Origin of the sequence: Pseudomonas sp. BP01, assembly GCF_022760795.1 — a bacterium.
Taxonomy (GTDB): Bacteria; Pseudomonadota; Gammaproteobacteria; order Pseudomonadales; family Pseudomonadaceae; genus Aquipseudomonas; species Aquipseudomonas putida_Q.
Genome location: NZ_JAFBKA010000008.1, coordinates 77153 through 97647, shown reverse-complemented (window position 1 = coordinate 97647; position 20495 = coordinate 77153). Strand labels below are relative to the sequence as shown.

The 20495-nt window shown below is 62.7% G+C and carries 12 protein-coding genes and 2 pseudogenes; 7 read left to right on the top strand and 7 right to left on the bottom strand.

Annotated elements, in window-relative coordinates:
* Window positions 1–2 precede the first annotated feature (2 nt).
* The 6 genes and pseudogenes from tatB to JOY50_RS09585 all read left to right on the top strand — a co-directional run bounded on the left by tatB (window position 3) and on the right by JOY50_RS09585 (window position 5859).
* Entirely contained in the window at window positions 3–380 is a 378-nt protein-coding gene (gene tatB, locus JOY50_RS09605; RefSeq protein ID WP_016489565.1) for a Sec-independent protein translocase protein TatB, read from the top strand.
* Entirely contained in the window at window positions 377–1165 is a 789-nt protein-coding gene (gene tatC / locus JOY50_RS09600) for a twin-arginine translocase subunit TatC (RefSeq protein ID WP_019472587.1), read from the top strand. The genes tatB and tatC overlap by 4 nt, the downstream gene beginning before the upstream one ends.
* Window positions 1162–1869, top strand: coding sequence for a 16S rRNA (uracil(1498)-N(3))-methyltransferase (locus tag JOY50_RS09595; protein ID WP_063423339.1), 708 nt, complete (start codon window positions 1162–1164; stop codon window positions 1867–1869). The genes tatC and JOY50_RS09595 overlap by 4 nt, the downstream gene beginning before the upstream one ends.
* A 101-nt stretch (window positions 1870–1970) precedes the next feature.
* Window positions 1971–3032, top strand: a pseudogene (locus tag JOY50_RS29250) (methyl-accepting chemotaxis protein); the annotation flags it as partial.
* Complete coding sequence (locus JOY50_RS29245; protein WP_405045979.1) at window positions 3015–3887, top strand: methyl-accepting chemotaxis protein; 873 nt, start codon at window positions 3015–3017, stop codon at window positions 3885–3887. The pseudogene JOY50_RS29250 and the gene JOY50_RS29245, both read left to right, overlap by 18 nt.
* Window positions 3888–4150: 263 nt before the next feature.
* Window positions 4151–5859 (top strand): annotated as a pseudogene (locus JOY50_RS09585) (methyl-accepting chemotaxis protein).
* 119 nt (window positions 5860–5978) lie between these two features.
* Here JOY50_RS09585 and JOY50_RS09580 read toward each other — a convergent pair.
* The 7 genes from JOY50_RS09580 to pip all read right to left on the bottom strand — a co-directional run bounded on the left by JOY50_RS09580 (window position 5979) and on the right by pip (window position 14798).
* On the bottom strand, window positions 5979–6713 hold the full coding sequence (locus JOY50_RS09580) for an amino acid ABC transporter ATP-binding protein (RefSeq protein ID WP_132845236.1): 735 nt from the start codon (window positions 6711–6713) through the stop codon (window positions 5979–5981).
* The gene (locus JOY50_RS09575) at window positions 6706–7668 is read right to left on the bottom strand and encodes an amino acid ABC transporter permease (RefSeq protein ID WP_019472583.1); all 963 of its coding nucleotides are present in this window, start codon (window positions 7666–7668) and stop codon (window positions 6706–6708) included. Before JOY50_RS09575 ends, JOY50_RS09580 begins: the two co-directional genes overlap by 8 nt.
* Window positions 7669–7745: 77 nt before the next feature.
* Window positions 7746–8543 carry a transporter substrate-binding domain-containing protein gene (locus tag JOY50_RS09570; RefSeq protein WP_024717349.1) on the bottom strand — a complete coding sequence of 266 codons (798 nt, stop codon included), beginning with the start codon at window positions 8541–8543 and terminating at the stop codon, window positions 7746–7748.
* A gap of 280 nt (window positions 8544–8823) precedes the next feature.
* Window positions 8824–11397, bottom strand: coding sequence for a glucans biosynthesis glucosyltransferase MdoH (gene mdoH / locus JOY50_RS09565; RefSeq protein ID WP_132845190.1), 2574 nt, complete (start codon window positions 11395–11397; stop codon window positions 8824–8826).
* Window positions 11390–13129, bottom strand: coding sequence for a glucan biosynthesis protein G (locus tag JOY50_RS09560; RefSeq protein ID WP_202877128.1), 1740 nt, complete (start codon window positions 13127–13129; stop codon window positions 11390–11392). Before JOY50_RS09560 ends, mdoH begins: the two co-directional genes overlap by 8 nt.
* 263 nt (window positions 13130–13392) lie before the next feature.
* The gene (dtd, locus tag JOY50_RS09555; RefSeq protein ID WP_019472580.1) at window positions 13393–13830 is read right to left on the bottom strand and encodes a D-aminoacyl-tRNA deacylase; all 438 of its coding nucleotides are present in this window, start codon (window positions 13828–13830) and stop codon (window positions 13393–13395) included.
* Window positions 13827–14798, bottom strand: a complete 972-nt coding sequence (gene pip / locus JOY50_RS09550) for a prolyl aminopeptidase (RefSeq protein ID WP_019472579.1) — start codon at window positions 14796–14798, stop codon at window positions 13827–13829. Before pip ends, dtd begins: the two co-directional genes overlap by 4 nt.
* 168 nt (window positions 14799–14966) lie before the next feature.
* On the opposite strand from pip, the gene JOY50_RS09545 reads away from it, so the two are divergent.
* On the top strand, window positions 14967–20459 hold the full coding sequence (locus JOY50_RS09545; protein WP_243055133.1) for a dermonecrotic toxin domain-containing protein: 5493 nt from the start codon (window positions 14967–14969) through the stop codon (window positions 20457–20459).
* The last annotated feature ends 36 nt before the right edge of the window (window positions 20460–20495 follow it).

Sequence of the window (20495 nt, the reverse complement as noted above, 5' to 3'; positions counted from 1 at the left end):
CCATGTTCGGCATCAGTTTCAGCGAGCTGCTGCTCGTAGGTCTGGTCGCCCTGCTGGTGCTCGGCCCCGAGCGCCTGCCCGGTGCCGCGCGCACGGCAGGCCTGTGGATTGGCCGGCTCAAACGCAGCTTCAACAGCATCAAGATGGAAGTGGAGCGCGAAATCGGCGCCGACGACATCCGCCGCCAGCTGCACAACGAGCACATCCTGCAGATGGAAGAGGAAGCCAAGCGCATCCTCAACCCGATGACGCCACCCGCGCAGCCGCCGGTAACCACGGCCAGCGTGCAGCCACCTGCCGGGCTCGAAGCCAGGCCGGTCGAAGCACCTGCTGCCCCGGCCGTACCCTCTGAACCGCCTCAACCGCCGCGAGCCCCATGAGCGAGAATCCGGAACACGACCAGCCGATGCCGCTGGTCTCGCACCTGACCGAACTGCGCACCCGCCTGCTGCGCTGCGTTGCCGTCATTTTCCTGATCTTTGCCGGGCTGTTTTCCTTCGCCCAGCAGATCTACACCCTGGTGTCGGCGCCGCTGCGCGACCATTTGCCGGCCAACGCGACGATGATCGCCACTGACGTGGCCTCGCCGTTCCTTACGCCGTTCAAGCTGACCATGATCGTGTCGCTGTTCCTGGCCATCCCGTTCATCCTTCAGCAGATCTGGGGCTTTATCGCGCCAGGGCTGTACCGCCATGAAAAGCGCATTGCCATTCCGCTGCTGGTGTCGAGCATTCTGCTGTTCTACGCCGGTATGGCCTTTGCCTATTTCCTGGTGTTCCCGCTGATGTTCAAGTTCTTTGCCGCCGCCACCCCGGCAGGCGTGGCAATGATGACCGACATCGCCAACTACCTCGACTTCGTGATGACGCTGTTCTTCGCCTTTGGCGTGGCCTTCGAAATCCCGGTGGCGGTGGTGTTGCTGGTGTGGATAGGCGTGGTCGACGTGAAGTACCTGAAGAAGATCCGCCCTTACGTGATCATCGGCTGCTTCGTGGTCGGCATGGTCCTCACCCCGCCGGACATCTTCTCCCAGACCCTGCTGGCCGTACCCATGTGGCTACTGTTCGAGGTCGGCGTGCTGTGCGGCAGCCTGATCCGCAAGCGTAGCGCCCACGACGAAGCAGCCAACGACCACAACGACCAGCCACCAGCGACCCAACCGTGAATCTGTTGCTTCTTGAAGAGGCCGACTTCGTCTCGGCCGACCGCGTCGTTCTCGCTGACAGGCGCTTCACCCACATGCAGGAGATCCACCGCGTAGCGGTGGGCGATAACCTGCGCGTGGGCCGAATCAACGGCCTGATGGGCAAAGCCACGGTGCTGCGCCTGGAACAGCACGAGGCCGAACTTGAAGTGGTCTTCGACCAGCAGCCACCGGCCAAGCTGCCGTTGACCCTGGTGCTGGCAGTGCCGCGGCCGAAAATGCTGCGGCGGCTGTTCCAGACGGTGGCCACCCTCGGCGTATCACGGCTGATCCTGGTGAACAGTTACAAAGTCGAGAAAAGCTTCTGGCAAACGCCCTTTCTGCAGCCCGAGAGCATTCGCGACAACCTGATCCTCGGCCTGGAACAGGCGCGTGACACGGTGCTGCCCGAGGTGATCATCGAGAAACGCTTCAAGCCTTTCGTCGAAGACCGCCTGCCCGCCATCGCCGCTGGCACCCTGGGCCTGGTCGGCCACCCCGGCCCTTACCCCGCCTGCCCGCGTGCCGTGGAACAAGCCGTAACCCTGGCCATCGGCCCCGAAGGCGGCTGGATCCCCTACGAAATTGACCTGTTGGGCAAGGCTGGCCTGGCACCGGTGCAGCTGGGTGATCGCATCCTGCGGGTAGAGACTGCCGTCACTGCGCTGCTTTCGCGTATTTTCTGACGTAAACGCCACTTTTTCGCCCATCAAGTTTCCCCCTCCCGGGCCGATGGCCTTGGCAACACAACAATTATTTGTGCTGCCAAGCCGCCGGGGAGTCGTACATGTATCAATGGTTAGCCCAATCGCTGGGCAATGTGAGCGTGAATCGCAAACTGGGGCTGGGTTTCGGCCTGGTGCTGCTGTTGACCCTGGCTATTACCCTGGCCGGCTGGCACGGCATGGACAGCATCATCGACCGTGGCGACAAGTTGGGTAACATCTCGGTCATCCAGCAGTACACCCAGGAACTGCGCATTGCCCGCCAGCATTACGAGCGCCGCAGTGATGACGCATCGGTGGCCGAGCTGGAAAAAGCCCTGGCCAACCTTGACCGCCAGGTGCAGCTGATGCTCGGGCAGATCGAAAACCCCACCGACCGCCAGCGCCTGGAGCAGCAGCGCGAGGCCGTGCGCATCTACCAGCAGGCATTCAACGAGCTGAAGCAGGCCGGCCAGCGCCGCGAGGCCAGCCGTAGCGTGCTCGGCGACAGCGCCGACAAGGCTGCAGAGCTGATCGGCCGGGTGCAGCGGGGCCTGCTGCAAGGTGGCGATATCAACCAGTACCAGCACGCGGTAGATGTCAGTGCCCTGCTGCAACAAGCGCGTTTCCAGGTACGGGGCTACACCTACAGCGGCAATACCGAGTACCAGCAAACGGCGCTGAAGGCCATCGACCAGGCCCTGGCCGAGCTGCGTGCATTGCCAGCCAAAGTGCCTGCCGAACATGCCGCCGGTCTCGACGATGCCGCCACCGCCATGGGTGGCTACCGCGATGCAGTCACCCAGTTCGGCAATGCCCAGGCCGCCAGCGAGCAGGCCCTGCAGCACATGGCCGAGCAAGGCACGTTGCTGCTGCAGACCAGCCAGGCGATGACCACCTCACAGACCGCCGTGCGTGACGCCGGGGCCACCCAGGCCAAGACCCTGCTCGCCGTGGCCACCGGGCTGGCCCTGGCCCTTGGCCTGCTGGCGGCCTGGGCCATTACCCGGCAGATCATCATCCCCCTGCGCCAGACCCTGCGCGCCGCCGAGCGGGTAGCCAGTGGCGACCTGACCCAGAACCTGCAGGTAAACCGCCGTGACGAACTGGGCCAGCTGCAAGCGAGCATGCAGCGCATGACCCAAGGCCTGCGCGAGCTGATTGGCGGCATCGGTGACGGGGTCTCGCAGATCGCCAGCGCCGCAGAAGAACTGTCGGCGGTGACTGAGCAGACCAGCGCCGGGGTCAACAACCAGAAGGTCGAAACCGACCAGGTGGCGACCGCCATGAACCAGATGACGGCCACCGTGCACGAAGTGGCACGCAATGCCGAACAGGCCTCGGAAGCCGCCTTGATGGCCGACCAGCAGGCCCGCGAAGGCGACCGGGTCGTGGGTGAGGCTGTGGCGCAGATCGAGCGGTTGGCGGGTGAAGTGATCAACTCCAGCGAAGCGATGAACCAGCTCAAGGCCGAGAGCGACAAGATCGGCAGCGTGCTCGACGTGATCAAGTCGGTGGCCCAGCAGACCAACCTGCTGGCCCTTAACGCGGCTATCGAAGCCGCCCGTGCCGGCGAGGCCGGCCGTGGTTTTGCCGTGGTGGCCGATGAAGTACGCAGCCTGGCCCAGCGCACCCAGCAGTCGACGGAAGAGATCGAAGAACTGATTGCCGGCCTGCAAAGCGGCACCCAACGGGTGGCCAGCGTGATGGACAACAGCCGCCAGCTGACCGACAGCAGCGTCGAGCTGACCCGCCGCGCTGGCAGCTCGCTGGAGACCATTACCCGCACCGTGTCGTCGATCCAGGCGATGAACCAGCAGATTGCCACGGCAGCCGAGGAACAGACGGCCGTGGCCGAAGAGATCAACCGCAGCGTGATGAATGTGCGGGATATATCCGACCAGACGTCAGCGGCCAGTGAAGAGACGGCCAGTTCGAGTGTGGAGCTGGCTCGGCTGGGGACCCACCTGCAGGGGTTGGTGGGGCGGTTCAAACTTTGATCTGAGGGATGGATCACCTGTACTGGCCTCTTCGCGGGTAAACCCGCTCCCACAGGTATCGCGCAGGCTTCAAGGGCTGAGCAGTACCTGTAGGAGCGGGTTGGCCCGCGAAGAGGCCAGTGCAGGCATAACCTTCCTACAGTTCGCAGCGAAATTTCCTACCCGGTTTTCAGGTCAAGTCCTATAGCTCCGCTGCCGACTGGCAGAGGTGAGATGCCAGCAATGCGCTTGCATCCCCTTTCTCGAATGGACGGAGCCCCATCATGCTCGGATACCTCAACCGCAAGCTCGGCAACATCAGTGTCGCTGCCAAGCTGGCCCTCGGCTTTGCCGTGGTCCTGCTGCTTACCCTGGCCACCACCCTCAGCGGCTGGCGCGCACTGGATGGCGCCATTACCCGCTCGGAACAGCTGAGCGAGATAGGCCTGATCAACGACTTCACCAAAGACCTGCGCGCAGAGCGCATCACGTATCGCGTGCTTAACGACGACGCCAGCAAAGCACAAGTTACCCGCATCCTTGACCAGCTGAACGCCATGCTGACCACGCTGCAGCAACGCAGCAACGTTGATGAATCTCGCCAGTTACTGAGCGAGAAGCTGGCGATGCTGCAGCGCCTGCGCGACACCTTCAGCGAGCTGCAACGCAGCGTCATTGACCGTACTGCCCTGCGCGAAACCATGCAGGCACAGGAACATAAGCTAAACGAGGTCATCGAGAATCTACAGGCCCAGGCCTTGCTGAACATGTCGACCGACAGCCAGCGCAGTGCCGTACTGAGCCTGATGGATACCTTCACCCGGCATGTCGATGGCGCTAACCAGCAAAGCCTGATGCCGGCCTAGACCTTCTCACCCGTCGAGGAATTCACACGGGTGGGTGAACGTGCGCTGGACGCCGCCGATACCAGCCTTGGGCAATTGCTACAAAACCTCGAGCCGCTGGGCTTGCCACACGCGCTCACCGAGCAACCCGGTACCGAGTTGGCAAGTTACCGGGCCAGCCTGGACCAGTACCGCCGCGCCGCCGTGCGGGTTGAGCAACTGCAGAATGCGATGGAGAAAATGGGCGATGAACTGGCCGCAGTGAGCGTGCAACTGGGTGAACGCAAGAGCGAACAGCGCGACAGCGAAGCATTGGCCGCCCGCTCGCTGCTGACCGGCGTAGCGCTGCTGGCACTCGCAATGGGGGTGTTGGCCGCCTGGCTGATCACCTTGCAGATCACCCAGCCGTTGCGCCAGACGCTGGCCGTGGCTGCACGCATAGCCAAAGGCGACCTGAGCCAGGTTGACGCGGTGCAACGCCGTGACGAGATGGGCCAGTTGCAAAGCCGCATGCGTGAGATGACCTTGAGCCTGCGCGAGCTTATCGGGGGTATCGACCAAGGCGTCGGCCAGCTGTCACAGGCCGCCACACAGCTGGCAGCCAGCAGCGAGGACACCAAACTGAAGATCAACCAGCAGCGCGAAGAAACCGACCAGGTGGCCACCGCCATGAACCAGATGAGCGCCACCGTTCAGGAAGTGGCACAGAACGCCGAGCAGGCCTCGCTGGCTGCAACCAACGCCGACCAGCAGGCCCAGGTGGGCGACCGGGTCGTATCCGAAGCCATCGGCCGTATCGAGCAACTGGCCGGGCAGATGGATCATTGCCTGGCGGCCATGCAGCACCTGGCAGGCGAAAGCCAGCGCATTGGCAGCATCCTTGACGTGATCAAGTCGGTGTCCGAACAGACCAACCTGCTGGCGCTGAACGCGGCCATCGAGGCGGCCCGTGCAGGCGAAGCCGGGCGCGGCTTTGCCGTGGTGGCCGATGAAGCGATCTGGCCGAGCAGATCAACCGAAGCGTGATCAATGTGCGGGATGTGTCGGATCAGACCAGTGCGGCCAGCGAACAGACGGCGGCCTCGAGCGGAGAGCTGGAGCAGTTGGGGCAGCAATTGCGGGGGATGGTTGGGCGGTTCAGCATTTGAGATTACCGGGGCTGCTTTGCAGCCCAATCGCCGGCAAGCCAGCTCCCACAAAAAGCAGGTCAGCACCATACCTGTGGGAGCTGGCTTGCCGGCGATTGGGGCGCAAAGCGCCCCGCTTTTTACAGCACCTGGCGCAGGAACGCTTGCGCGCGCGGGTCCGTTGGCGCATCGAAGAACGCCCCTGGAGCGGCGTCTTCCAGCAGCTTGCCATGGTCGAAGAACAGCACCCGGTCCGCGACTTCGCGAGCAAAGCCCATTTCATGGGTGACGCAGACCATGGTCATGCCTTCCTGGGCCAGGGTCTTCATCACGTCCAACACTTCGCCGACCATTTCCGGATCAAGCGCCGAGGTCGGCTCGTCGAACAGCATCACTTTCGGGTCCATCGCCAGGGCACGGGCAATCGCCACGCGCTGTTGCTGGCCGCCCGACAAGCGCGACGGGTACTCGTTGGCCTTCTGCGAAATACCCACCTTCTCCAGCAATGCCCGGGCCTTGGCTTCACGCTCGGCCTTGTTGCGCTTGCGCACCACTTTCTGCGCCAGGCACAGGTTTTCCAGCACGGTCATGTGCGGGAACAGGTTGAAGTGCTGGAACACCATGCCGACTTCGCGGCGGTAGGCGTTGATGTCGGTCTTCGGGTCAGCCAGTTGCAGGCCGTCGATGGCCACATGGCCTTCGTCGAAATGCTCCAGGCCGTTGAGGCAGCGCAGGAAGGTCGACTTGCCCGAACCCGAGGGCCCGAGCACTACCACCACTTCGCCCTTGGCGACCTGGGTGGTGACGTTGTCCACCGCCCGTACCACTTGGCCACGGGTGTCGAAGACTTTCAGCAGGTCACGGACTTCAATCACTTTGCGCAAGCCTCCGCTCGAGCCGGCTGGCCAGGTGCGACAGCGGCAGGTTGATCAGCAGGTACAGACCTGCCACGCAGAACCAGATCTCGAAGGTCGAGAACGAGGTGGTGATGGCCTCGCGGCCGCTCTTGGTCAGTTCGGTGATTGCGATCACCGAGACCAGCGAGGTGTCTTTGACCAGGCTGATGAACTGGCCCGCCAACGGCGGCAGCACACGTTTGAAAGCCTGCGGCAGGATCACGTGGCGCATCGACTGGCCAGCGTTCAGGCCCAGCGAGCGGGCGGCTTCGTTCTGGCCCTTGGCGATGGATTGCACGCCAGCACGGACGATTTCAGCCACGTAGGCGCCCGTGAACAGGGCCAACGCCGCTACCCCGGCGAACTCACGGGACAGGTTGAGCACGGTGCCGATGAAGAAGTAGAAAATGAAGATCTGCACCAGCAGGGGCGTGCCACGCACCAGTTCGACATAGACGGTCGAAAGGTCACGCAGGGTCGGGTTGCTGGACAACCGGCACAGGCCAGCGAACAGGCCGATGACCAGGCCCAGGGCGCCAGACACCACCGACAGCCACAACGTGGTCCACAGGCCCCAGGCCAGCGGGCCGGCTGCCCAGTGGCGGGTGACACCGATCTGGTCGCCTTCGGCAACATCGTCGCCGCGGCTCAGTTGCAGGCTGTCCTTGGCCACGTCGAGCACCTGCTCGTCACCTTGCTCGTCCTTCAGCGTGACGCGGGCGTTATCGCCGGCAATGACGATGTCCTGCACGGTGCCATAACCGGCGGCGCGCTGTACGTCCTCGGCCTTGTAGGCGAAGTACTGCGGTACGCGGTTCCAGCGCCACTCGTAGGACATCATCGAGGTGGCCATGTACAGGCTGATCGCCAGGCCGACCAGCACCAGGGCGGTCAGCCCGTGCCAGGGCCACTGGGCTTTCTTGTGTTTGATCACGTGGGGTACTTCCGTAAATGCGAACGCGCAGGGTTTGCCTGCGCGTCGGGGTCAAAGCCGGGCTTGTGGCCTGGGCCTTATTCCATGTCCTTCAGCCAGTCCTTGTTCTTGAACCACTTGTCGTGAATACGATCGTAGGTCCCGTCATGCTTGATCTGGTGCAGGAAGTTGTTGATGAAGTTGATGCTGTCGTAGTCGCCTTTCTTCAGGCCAAAGGCCAGCGGCTCGTAGGTGAAAGGCTCTTCGAGGAACAGCAGCTTGCCAGCACCGGCCTTCTCCACGGCTACCACGTTGTATGGCGCGTCATAGACGAAGGCGTCAGCCTTGCCGTTGACCACGTCCATCACCGCTTCCTGTTCGTTGTCGTAGCCGTGGTACTTGGCTTTGCCGATCAGCTTTTTGGAAACCATTTCGCCAGTGGTGCCCAGCTTGGACGTCAGGCGGTACTTCTCGTTGTTCAGGTCCTTGTACGACTTGATCTCGCCCGCCAGCTCCTTGCGGATCAGCAGGGTCTGGCCAACCACGATGAAGGGTTCGCTGAAGTTCAGGCGCAGGTTGCGTTCCTGGGTCAGGGTCATGCCGCTGCCAATCATGTCGAACTTGTCGGTCAACAGGGCCGGGATGATGCCGTCATAGGCGGTAGACACTGCCTCGAACTTGACGCCCATGGACTTGGCCATGGCCTTGAGAATGTCGACTTCGAAGCCGATGATCTCGCCACGCTTGTTGGTCATCTGGAACGGCATGTAGGTCGGGTCCATGCCCACCTTCAAGGTGCCGCGCTTGACCGCGTCATCGATGGCGCCTGCCTGGGCCGCAGTTACAGCGACCAGGGCGGTTACACCGACCAGCAGTCGCGAAAGGTATTGCTTGATCATCACCAAGTCCCCTAGCAAGAAAAGTAGCGAATCTTATTGTGTTGGCACGGCCGTACCGGCCGAGGCGTCGTATCGGAATGGGATGCTAACGCATGGCGGCTCGGGGACCTAGCGCCGGGGGGGACTTTGTTGGCCAAAATCCGATTAGGCAGGAAGATTGGGGAGCCCTCATCGCCGGCAAGCCAGCTCCCACAGGATTCAGACAGGCCAGAGGCTTGTGCAATCCCTGTGGGAGCTGGCTTGCCGGCGAATGGGCCGCAAAGCGGCCCCAGGCCGATCAGGCGCCGACGAGCGCCGGTTGGCCTTCATTTTCCGGGTGCAGCGGCAACAACGGCGAGTGCGGGTCATTTTTGATCGACGCGCGCCACACATCGATCCACGCCGCATTGTGCTCTGCCCACACCTGCTCGTGCAGGCGCGCCAGCGCCACCGGGTCGCTGAGCAGGGCCAGGCGGGTATTGAGGTCCAGCCCTTTCGGCCCGACTTCCATGGCCTTGGCCACGCGCTCGGCACGCAGCGCTTCGATCGGCGCCGCCTGGCCATGACGGGCAGTGGCCATGGCGCAGGCCAAGGCGTTCTGCCGTGGGTCGACCACGGCCCGCACGAAGCCGTCATGCAGGGCATGCCAGCGGTTTTCGTGGGTGTACTGGTCGGTGGACAGCAACTCTTGCGGGGTGGCGTATTCCTCGGGGATGAGGAACAGCTTCTCGTCCTTGGCCGCCAGGCCCAGGCGGGTGCGGCTGGAGATCACCGAAACCGGAATCGACAGCACCAGCGAGCCTACGATTGGCGCCAGCCACCACAGGAAGCTCGGGTTCAACCACGCCACCAGCGCGGCCCAGGCAATGCCCAGCAGGGTTTGCGGCCCATGGCGGCGCACCGCCTCGCTCCAAGGCGTGGAGTCGTCGTCACGCTGCGGCGAGTTCCAGGTCGCCGCCCAGCCGAGGAACGCGGCCAGCACGAAGCGGGTGTGGAAGATCATGCGCACCGGCGCCAGCAGCATGGAGAACAGCATCTCCATCAGCATCGACAGGGTGACCTTGATCCGCCCGCCAAACTCGACGGCGCCCTTGGCCCAGATCAGGATGATGCTGAGCAGCTTGGGCAGGAACAGCAGCACGATAGTGGTGGAGAACAGCGCCACGGCCTTCTCCGGGTGCCACTGCGGCCACAGCGGGTAGAGCTGGTACGGTTCGATGAAGTACTGCGGCTCCATCAGGGTGTTGGTCGCCAGCAACGCCGTCGACAGCACCAGGAACAGGAACCACAACGGCGCCGACAGGTACGACATCACCCCGGTGAGGAACACCGCACGGTGTACCGGGTGCATGCCCTTGACCAGGAACAGACGGAAGTTCATCAGGTTGCCGTGGCACCAGCGACGGTCGCGCTTGAGCTCGTCGAGCAGGTTGGGCGGCAGCTCTTCGTAGCTGCCTGGCAGGTCGTAGGCGATCCACACGCCCCAGCCGGCACGGCGCATCAGCGCAGCTTCGACGAAGTCGTGGGAGAGAATCGCACCGGCGAACGCTCCCTTGCCCGGCAACGGCGCCAGGGCGCAGTGCTCGATGAACGGTTTCATGCGGATGATCGCATTGTGGCCCCAGTAGTGCGATTCGCCCAGCTGCCAGAAGTGCAGGCCAGCGGTAAACAGCGGGCCGTACACGCGGGTGGCAAACTGCTGCATGCGTGCATACAGGGTGTCCATGCCCGAGGCTCTAGGCCCGGTCTGGATGATGCCGGCGTCCGGGTTGGCCTCCATCAGGCGCACCAGGCTGCTCAGGCACTCGCCGCTCATGACGCTGTCTGCGTCGAGCACGACCATGTACTTGTACTCGCCACCCCAGCGACGGCAGAAGTCGTCGAGGTTGCCGCTCTTGCGCTTCACCCGGCGCCGACGGCGGCGGTAGAAGATGCGGCCGAAGCCCTTGGTTTCGCGGCACACGTCCAGCCAGGCCTGTTGTTCGGCCACGGCAATGTCGGTGTCATTGGTGTCGCTGAGCACGAAGAAGTCGAAGCGGTCGAGGTTGCCGCTGGCGGCCACCGACTCGAACGTTGCGCGCAAGCCGGCGAACACCCGAGGCACGTCTTCGTTGCAGATCGGCATCACCAGCGCGGTACGCGCCTCGGGTGCAATCGGCTCGTTGCCGGCGCTGCTGCCCGAAATCTTGTATTTGTCGCGCCCGGTGAGCAGCTCGAGGAAGCCCATCAGTGCGGTCCAGAAGCCCGCCGACACCCAGCAGAACAGGATGCCGAAGAGGATCAGGATGGAGGTTTGCAAGGCATACGGCCACACCTGCACCACGGTATCCCACAGCGGCTGGCTGAGGACTTCGTCAAGGTCGACGAACGACCAGCCTTGGTACGGCAGGATGCCCTTCATGTACCAACCGGCGACGATGGTCTGGCCGATCATCAGGGTCAGCAGGATGTAGCGGCGGATCGAGCCAACCGTGCGCCAGCGTGCCGGCGGCAACTCGCGCTTGGGTGGCTGGGGCGCGTTGGTGCGGCCCGTCATGCGCCGCCACATGCGGATCAGCACGTTGGTGCGCCAAGGCTCGGGCACCACTTTGGTGCGCTTGATCGGCGGGGCGATCTTCAGGCAAAGGCGGCCGCTGCCGTCGACGCCGAGCATTTCGGCCTCTTCCAGTTCGGCGGCGCTGCCCACGGTGAGGCGCGGGCCCACCGAGGCCTGCACGGCCTCGGCAGCGTTGGCGGCCGGGTTGGCCGCCAGGCGTTGGTGCAGCTCACTGAACGACGTGCAGCTGGCGAGTTCCGCCCGTTGCTCGTCACTCAGTGGTAGGTGAGCCAGGTACTCGCCAAGCGATACTGGCCTTGCGTTTGAGTTACTCATCGGCAGGCAACTGATAGCTCCAGGTCTCGGTCAGCACCTTCTCGGTGGTGGCCGGGGTCCCGTTGGTGGGCGCCGCATCGGCGGCAGGTTGTTCAGCCTTGGCAGGTTGCTCGGCCTTGACGGCTTTCTCGGCCTTGGCATGCTTGGCTGCGGCCTTGTCCTGCTTGGCGTCCTGGGCAGGTTTGGCGGGCTCGACCGGCACATCACGCAACAGCGCGGCACGCATTTCGGTCGATTTGTTGGCTTCCTTGACCTTCAGGCGCAGGGTCAGGCGCCAGCCCTTGGTCTCAGGGTTATAGCGCAGATTGTTCTCGACCACCTCGGCGTTGTCGCCAACGCTGATCTGGCTGCGCACCGCGGTGTCTTCAGGCAGTGCGGCCAGGGCCGGGCCGGCGAAGTCGACCAGGAAGGCCACGCTGCCGTCTGGCTGGCGGATGAGGTTGGACTGTTTGACGTCACCGGTGGAGCGCAGGGTCTGCTTGACCGAGCCCAGCTCAGGCGCCTGGAACTTCGCCTCGTCGATGGTCCAGTGCAGGCGGTAGGCGTACTCGATCGGCTTGCCGGCCTCCGGCAGCTTTTCCGGGCTCCAGAAGGCTACGATGTTGTCGTTGGTCTCGTCGGCGGTCGGAATTTCGACCAGGTCGACGGTGCCCTTGCCCCAGTCACCCTTCGGCTCGATCCAGGCGCTTGGGCGCTTCTGGTAGTTGTCGTCGAGGTCTTCGTAGTCGCTGAAGGCGCGCTGACGCTGCATCAGGCCGAAACCACGCGGGTTCTCGACGCTGAAGTTGCTCACGGCCAGGTGTTTAGGGTTGTTCAGCGGGCGCCACAGCCACTCGCCATTGCCGGCATGAATCGACAGGCCTTCGGAATCGTGCAGGGCCGGACGGTAGTTGAGCACCTTGGACGGCTGGTTAGGGCCGAACAGGAACATGCTGGTCAGCGGGGCAATGCCCAGGCGGCTCACCTGGTCACGCAGGAACACGCGGGACTGCACGTCGACCACGGTGTCGTTGCCCGGGCGCAGGGTCAGCTTGTAGGCGCCGGTGGAACGCGGCGAATCCAGCAGGGCGTAGATCACCAGATGCTTGTCCGCCGGCTTGGGCTTCTCGACCCAGAACTCGGTGAAGCGCGGGAATTCCTCGCCCGACGGCAGCGCGGTGTCAATGGCCAGGCCACGGGCCGACAGGCCATACACATGGCCCTTGCCGACCACGCGGAAATAGCTGGCGCCAAGCAAGGTCATGATCTCGTCCTGCTTGTCGGCCTTGTTGATCGGATACAGCACGCGGAAACCGGCATAACCCAGGTTCTTGGTGGTTTCCGGGTCGTGGGGCACGTCACCGAACTCGAAGCGGCTCGGGTCGTACTTGATTTCCTCGACCTTGGTGGTGGTGACCTCGTTGATTTTCACCGGGGTGTCGAAGTGCATGCCCTGGTGATAGAACGACAATTTGAACGGGGTCTTGTCCTTGGCCCACTCGGCCTTTTCCTGCAGGAAATGAATTTTCTGATAGTCCGCGAACTTCATGTCGCGGAATACTGCCGGCAGATTGCTTTTTGGTGCGTTGTACTTCTGGCCGGCCAGATCCTTTGCCTTGGCTGCAACATCGTCAAGATTGAATGCCCACAGCTGGCCCGCGCTCATCAGGCCGACCAGTGCCACACTGGCCATCAGGGCCTTGCGTAGCCGGATGCCGGGGATTCTTGATGCTTTTTGGGGACTAACAATCACGAGCAACCCTCGCCGAAAACAGATCATGAAACCAACGGCCAGCGACTAATGCCGGGTTGGCGAGCACTGTTCGGACCCCGTGAGGGCGTAATGATTCCCCAAACGGATCCAGACAATGCTCGAGTCAGAGTGAAACGAACCTGCGAACGCAGGTCCATGCAGCGCGCGATTATCCAGCAGGTCGCGTGACAACGCATCAGGCTGGACCAACTATTTATCGTACAAAACCCCTTGTTTTCCTGTAAACAAAGGGTTTTTTGACCTCATATTTGTAACATAAATGTTACGGGGCCATCATTGACCAGATGCACCTGCATGTCCGCTCCGAACTGCCCGCTCGCCACGTTGGCATGCTGGCGCTTCGCTTGCTGCAAAAGATAGTCGAACAATTCCGCTCCGAGGGCCGGCGGCGCTGCCGTCGAGAAGCTCGGGCGCATGCCGTTGCGGGTGTCCGCCGCCAAGGTGAACTGCGACACCAGCAACAAACCACCCCCGACATCCTTGAGCGACAGGTTCATCTTGCCCTGCTCATCGCTGAACACACGGTAGTTCAACAGCTTGTGCAACAGTTTATCGGCCTGCTCGCGGGAATCTTCAGGCTCGACTGCCACCAGCACCAGCAAACCCTGGTCGATGGCGCCCACCACCTGCCCTGCCACTTCAACCCGCGCACCGCGCACGCGCTGCAGCAAGCCCCTCATGCTTCTTCCAGGGGCAAGTCGAGCAGGCGCCGGGCCATCTGGTCGGCGGCACGCACCAGGGCATCGGTGATGCCAGGCTCGGACGCGGCGTGGCCCGCGTCACGGATCACCTTCAATTCGCTGTTCGGCCAGGCCTGATGCAGGGCCCAGGCGTTGTCCAACGGGCAGATCACGTCATAGCGACCGTGCACGATCACCGCGGGCAGGTGGGCGATCTTCGGCAGGTCGCGGATCAGCTGGTCCGGCTCGAGGAAGGCATTGTTCATGAAGTAGTGGCATTCGATGCGGGCAATCGACAGCGCCCGCTGTGGCTCGGAGAAGCGATCGACCACCAGCGGGTTCGGGCGCAGGGTGGCGGTACGGCCCTCCCAGGTAGACCAGGCCTTGGCGGCGTGCATCTGGGCAATCTGATCATTACCGGTCAGGCGCTTGTGGAAAGCCTTGACCAGGTCGCCGCGCTCTTCCGGCGGAATCGGCGCGATGTAGTCCTGCCAGTAGTCGGGGAACAGGCGGCTCGCGCCCTCCTGATAGAACCACTCGATCTCCTGCGGGCGGCACAGGAAGATGCCGCGCAGGATCAGCCCATGCACACGCTCGGGGTGGGTCTGGGCGTAGGCCAGGGCCAGGGTCGAGCCCCACGAGCCGCCGAACAGCACCCATTTGTCGATGCCAAGGTGCTCGCGGATGCGCTCCAGGTCCTCGACCAGGTGCCACGTGGTGTTGTTCTCCAGGGTCGCATGGGGCGTGGAGCGGCCACAGCCGCGCTGGTCGAAGGTGATGATGCGGTACAGGTTGGGGTCAAAGTAGCAGCGGCTCTGGGCGTCGCAGCCTGCGCCCGGGCCTCCGTGGATGAACACCACGGGCAGACCCTCTGGCGAGCCGCTTTCGTCGACATACAGCACGTGCGGCGCTTCCACGGCCAGATCGTGCCGGGCGTAGGGTTTGATCTGCGGGTAGAGGGTCTGCATTGCGCACTCCGTGTGAGGATATTGACTGCCGTTGGGCATCATAAACCTGAATTGCGCTTTGAGCACCGTCCTCTAGGGCACCGCCGCAAGCCGGGCACACATATTTACCCCCAGCGCGCCAGCCAAAGCTCCGATAGTCCCTTGCCCCATACCTAGCAAGGGCCCGCCATGCCAACCCCAGCCAACACCTTACCTGGCGCTCATTACGCCACCATCGAGCGCAAGATCCCCGCCTGGCTCAAGCAAGCCACGCCAGACACCCACCGCGCAATGCGCAACGCGCTGCCGATCCCTGCCTGGCTGGCCACTGCGGTTCAGCAGCTACCGGAAATCGCCAAAGCATGGCAGGCGGAACATGCCCGTCACCGCGAACACCATGCACAGGTGCACAAGCTGTTCGAACAGCTACCCGACCTGCAAACCTACGCCGCCCAGGCACTGACCGACGCCATCAAGCAACGCTTCGGGCTCGACCTGGATGTGCACAACACATACCTGGTCGACGCCCGCCTGATCGACACGACCCGTGCAGGTGACGCGCGCGTGGCCGTGAACCAGGCTACCCGCTCGCTGCTGCATAGCGCCCTGCACAACTTTGACCAGGACGCCGCTGCCGAACACGGCATGGACGCGCCCGGCGCGGCGCTGAAAAAGTCCGTCATCCTTGATCATCGGCGCTTCATGGGTACCGTCCCGATCACCAACGCAGTGGATATCGCCGCCGAAGACTTCGCCGACCTGTGCCGCACGCTGGACATCGGTGGCAAGTACCATGGCCTGGTGCATGCAATTTATTACCCTGAGGCCACCACGCAGTCAGGCACCGATGAAGCCAGGCTGGCCGTTTACCAGACCCTGGGGCGAGCGGAAGTCTCGGCCTTCCGGCAATCCGTGCATTACGCCCGCCTCAAAGGCGATATAAGTGAGACGCTGTACACCGCAGCGCTTGCCGTCCCGGTTGACCAGCCGCTATCGGCAACCTCGCCCGTGACATTCAGCTATCTCGATTTGTGGGAAGCAGAGCTGACCGGGGTGGTGCTGATTACCGTGCAAGCCGAAGGGCGTCAGGCCGTGGCCCTGTATATCCCTGAGGACAGCGCACAGCCGCTCAAGGAATTCACAACCCTGGAGGCCTTGCAGGCCGATTTGCGCGACAGGCTCCACGCCAACATCAGTTACCTGGACAACCACATTGCCGACCGTGACAAGGCGGCAACGATCACCCGCCTGAAGGATCGGCTCACGCCCATCGCATGGAGTGTCCGCGGGGTACTTGAGCGTGTCCCTGACCCACATGCCACCCTGCATCCTGTTACAAGGCCATTCGGCCACACCTTCCAGAGCGTCATGGCCTTCCAGAAAGCCCAGCGGCATGAAAAAGATGTGCTGTTCCACGCAACCCCCACCGAAATCGTCGACCGGCGCACGGCCCAGGCTCACCGGGAATTGATTGCAGGACGCGTGCTGACGGCCCTTAACATCGCCGGTTTCTTCGTGCCCGGGCTGGGCGAGGTGATGCTCGCCGTCTGCGTGGCCCAATTGGCCCACGAGGTATACGAAGGCATCGAGGCCTGGAAAAACGACGAGCGCGACAAGGCATTCACCTACATGGTCGATGTGATTGAAAACGTGGCGGTCATGGCCGCACTGAGCGCGGCAGCCAAAGCGGCGATAAACACCGCAGGCAGCGAAGCAGGCAGTGCGCTGGAAGAGCCGGAAATAGAACGCATTGATGTGCCGACCCCCTCCTTCATCGAGGAACTGGTGGAGGTTGAACTACCAGATGGCAGCACACGCCTGTGGAACCAGGACCTGACCCCCTTCGAACAAGACGTCACGCTGCCAACGCAGGCCAGCCCGGACGGGCTTGGGCTGTACCGCCAGGATGGCAAGACCTGGCTCCGCCTTGAAGGCAAGGCATTTTCACTGAAATGGAATGCCGACACCGGCACCTACAGCGTCGAGCACCCCAGCAAGGCAGGCGGTTATGAGCCGCCGTTGCGGCACAATGGGGCCGGGGCCTGGTTGCAGGTCACGGACAAGCCGCTGAGCTGGTCGGGCATGGCACTGCTGCGCCGTATCGGTCACTTGAATGCCCACTTCGACGAGCCGACGCTCCAACGGATACTGGCCGTCAGCGACACCCACGAAGACGTACTGCGCCGCGCCTTGGCCGAAAACCAGCGGCTGCCGGCCTTGCTCGAAGACACCCTGCAACGCTTCAAACTGGACGAAACAGTCCGCCAACTGCCGGACGCAAGCACCCGGCCAGCAGCATTTACCAGGGCTTACGCTCGCCTTCCGAGCGACCTGACGCCGGGAGCCGAAGCCATACGGCGGGTGTATCCGAACCTGCCGGCCGTCGTCAGCGACGAGCTGGTGCGCGGCGCCAGCGCCAGCGAACTGCAAATGCTCGGCAGCGACAAAATCCCCATGCGCCTTGGCGAGGAGATCCGCGTCTACCAGCAAAACATCCGCCTGGCCCGCGCCTGCGAAGGGTTGTACCTGTCCGGTGTGCCAAACTGGGACAGCGACAGGCTGATCATGCATACGCTTGAACACCTGCCAGGCTGGCCCGTCGAGACGAAACTGCAGCTGCTCCAGCGCATGTCCTGGCCTACCCAGGCGCATGGCATCGGCCCGCAGGACCCTCGCCCCTACCACACCATCACCCATGCTGATGCCGGATACATCGTGCACGATGAAAGCCGTCCGAGCACAGCGGTCACGACTTATCCAGACCTTTATGCCGCGCTGTACGAAGCGCTACCCGAGGCCATGGCCCAGCTTGGCGTCGCAGACCAGCAAGCGTTGCAGCGCCTGGTACAGGAAAGCCCCCTGCCGGCCCGCTCGACCTTGAGGACGTTACTGGGCATGCAACCTGTGCGCCCCGGCTACCGTTCGCCCATGCGCTTGGCCGATGGGCGCCTGGGCTACCCGTTGAGCGGGAGCGGCCCGGCAGCTCAAGGCGCTACCCGCCAGCGCCTGATCGAGGCGGTCGAAGCAACAGGGCTCGTCGCGCACACCGGCGTTACGGCGGATCAGGTCCTGCTGTCGCTGACCAGTCGCGGCCTGGCGCCGTCGCAAATACTCGAACATCTACAGGCGCTGCTGGAGCAGCGCAATGAACTGCAGAGCAGGCTGGCTGACTGGAGTGAAGCCATTACACCAGTAACAGAGCAGGCGGCACGTGACTACAACAGCCTGCGTGGCTCGATCATGCAGCACTGGTATGACACCGCGCTGGCTGAAGGGGCACAGCACACGGCCGAGCTACGCATAACTCAGGTGCCCTTGGCCGATGTACCCCTGACCTTGCCCGATTTCTTCAACAACCGTGTGCGTGCCCTGAGCCTGCTCGATCTCCCGTCAGGCAACCTCGCCGGCTGGGCACAGCACGAACGCTTGTTGCAACGCTTACTCAGGCAGATGCCGCAGATCGAATCCTTGGAAATCAGCCGGCCTTACAACGCCAGGCCAACACCTTCTTTCTTCATGCTCAGCGTCCCCTCCATCACACAACTCTTGCCCGCACTGAAAAGGCTGGTGCTAACCAACCAGAACATCGCGTTCTCCGAAAACGACCTCAATCTGTTGGCAGAACTTCGCCAGTTGAGGTACCTGGACCTCAGTGGCAACCGCCTGGCCCAGAACAACAGCCCAAGCTTCCATGAACTGACCCTGGATTTCCTGGGCCTGGATAACATGCAACTTGCACAGTGGCCCATCGGAATTGGCAGTGACGCCTTGAGGCGTATCGCCCACCTGTCCATGCGCAACAACACCCTCAGGTCATTACCATCGTTCCTGCTCAATGAAGCAGACGCACTGCCCAACCCGACGGTCATCTCACTCGAAGGCAACGCTATCAATGAAACCCATTTACAGCGCTTGTTGCTGAACGAGCGAGCCGAGACGGCCGGCGTTACCGTGGATGTACCTGCAGAACTCAGCGGCCGGCTTGCACGCATACGCGATGAGCGCCAGCAAATGCGCGATGCAATCGACGGCTGGGCCCAGGCGTCCAGTTCAAGCAACCCGTTAACCCAGGCAGTGCTCGCGGACAGGCAGCGCATCCAGGCAGCGATCAGCCAGTTCTGGGAGCAACAGGAGCAGGGTCAGCGATACCTTCGTCTGCAGCTTGAGGATGTGGCGGTCGAACAGTTCCCCAGGCGGCTTCCAGCATTCTTTGGACAGCGGGTTCAAGCACTCACGCTGACCCGCACAAGCGGCACTGCGTCGCAACTCGACGAATTGCTCAGCCGCTTCCCCAATGTCACCCGGTTGACCATCGATGCGCACCAGGCCGCCACTTCCTCACTGGCATCTGCCCTGGCACGACTTCCCCGGCTCAACTACCTGGAGTTTCGCAACATGGGCCTGGAAGTCGATCAGCGCATGCTGGAGACTTTGGCGGGGTTCGAGCACCTGACGTCACTGGACCTGTCAGGCAACCGTATGGGCACCATCAGCCAGGTACCTGCACGGCTGTCCAGCAACCTGCAATCAATCGCGCTGACCGACATGAACCTGCAAGCGTGGCCAAGCTGGTGCGACAGCCTGCTGCCGCTAGAGCTGCTGGACTTGAGTTCCAACAACATCACCCAGTTGCCCGAGCACATACTCTCGAACCTGGACAATCCCATGCCGATCTCGTCGATCGCGTTGTTCGACAACCCTTTGCCGCTTGAAACCATTCTGCGTGTGCGTGCGTTCTCGGACAGCCAGCACAGCTATTCCTTCGCCCTGGATATCCCGGGCAACCTGATGCTCGTCAATTCTTCGAGCGAAGGCTCACTGGATCACCCTCACTTTCCTCTGCTGGGCGACGATACGCCCAGGCTCGAAGACTGGATGCTTGGCAACGAGGCGCAGAACGAGGCATTGCGCGATTGCTGGGAAATGCTCGAAGGCAGCGATCTGCTGCGGTTGGCGGGCCGCCTGCGCAATGCTGCGCCATACATCGACCCGACCTCGCAAGCCAGCTTCTGCGAGCGTGTACGCCTGATGCTGGTTGTGGCCGCAAGCAACGATGCAGAGCGCCCGCTGATGGAGAGTATCGCTGCGGCCGCACTGCCTCACCCTGAAACCGGCTCGCAGACATGCCACGATGGTGCGCTGCAGGAGTTCAACAATATCGAGTTGTACCTGATGGGGCAGCGCCTGTTGATCGAAGCGGGTGATACCTTGCAAACATTGCGACGACGCCTGTTGCAACTGTTCAGGATCGAACAACTGGAGAAACTGGCCAACCAGCGAACCGGCTCGGGCGACAGGGTTTCGGTGCGGCTGGCCTACCGCCGGGAGCTGGCCAGAGAGCTCGACCTTCCGCTTGCCGACAGCATGCGTTTTCGAAGCGCAGCAAATCTGGCGCCTGATGAATTGTCGCTGGTGCTGGAAAAGGTCCGCAAAAGCGAACTGGGCGATGCCCTGGTCGACTACATGCTGGCCAATACCGACTGGGTTGCACGCCTGCGAGCCGAACATGCCGAGCGCTTTGCCGAAATAGAGGCCCGCTTCCGCCTGCTGGTGCTTGAACTGGCCAACAAGGATTACTCGCTTCAGGAGGAACTGAACCTGCAACAACAATTACACAACGATAAGGACCTGGAGGAGCAGGAGCTGTTGCGTGAACTCACGATAGCGCAGATCAACAGCTGATTGCTGGCTGCAACTGACGACGCGCACTGCCCGCAG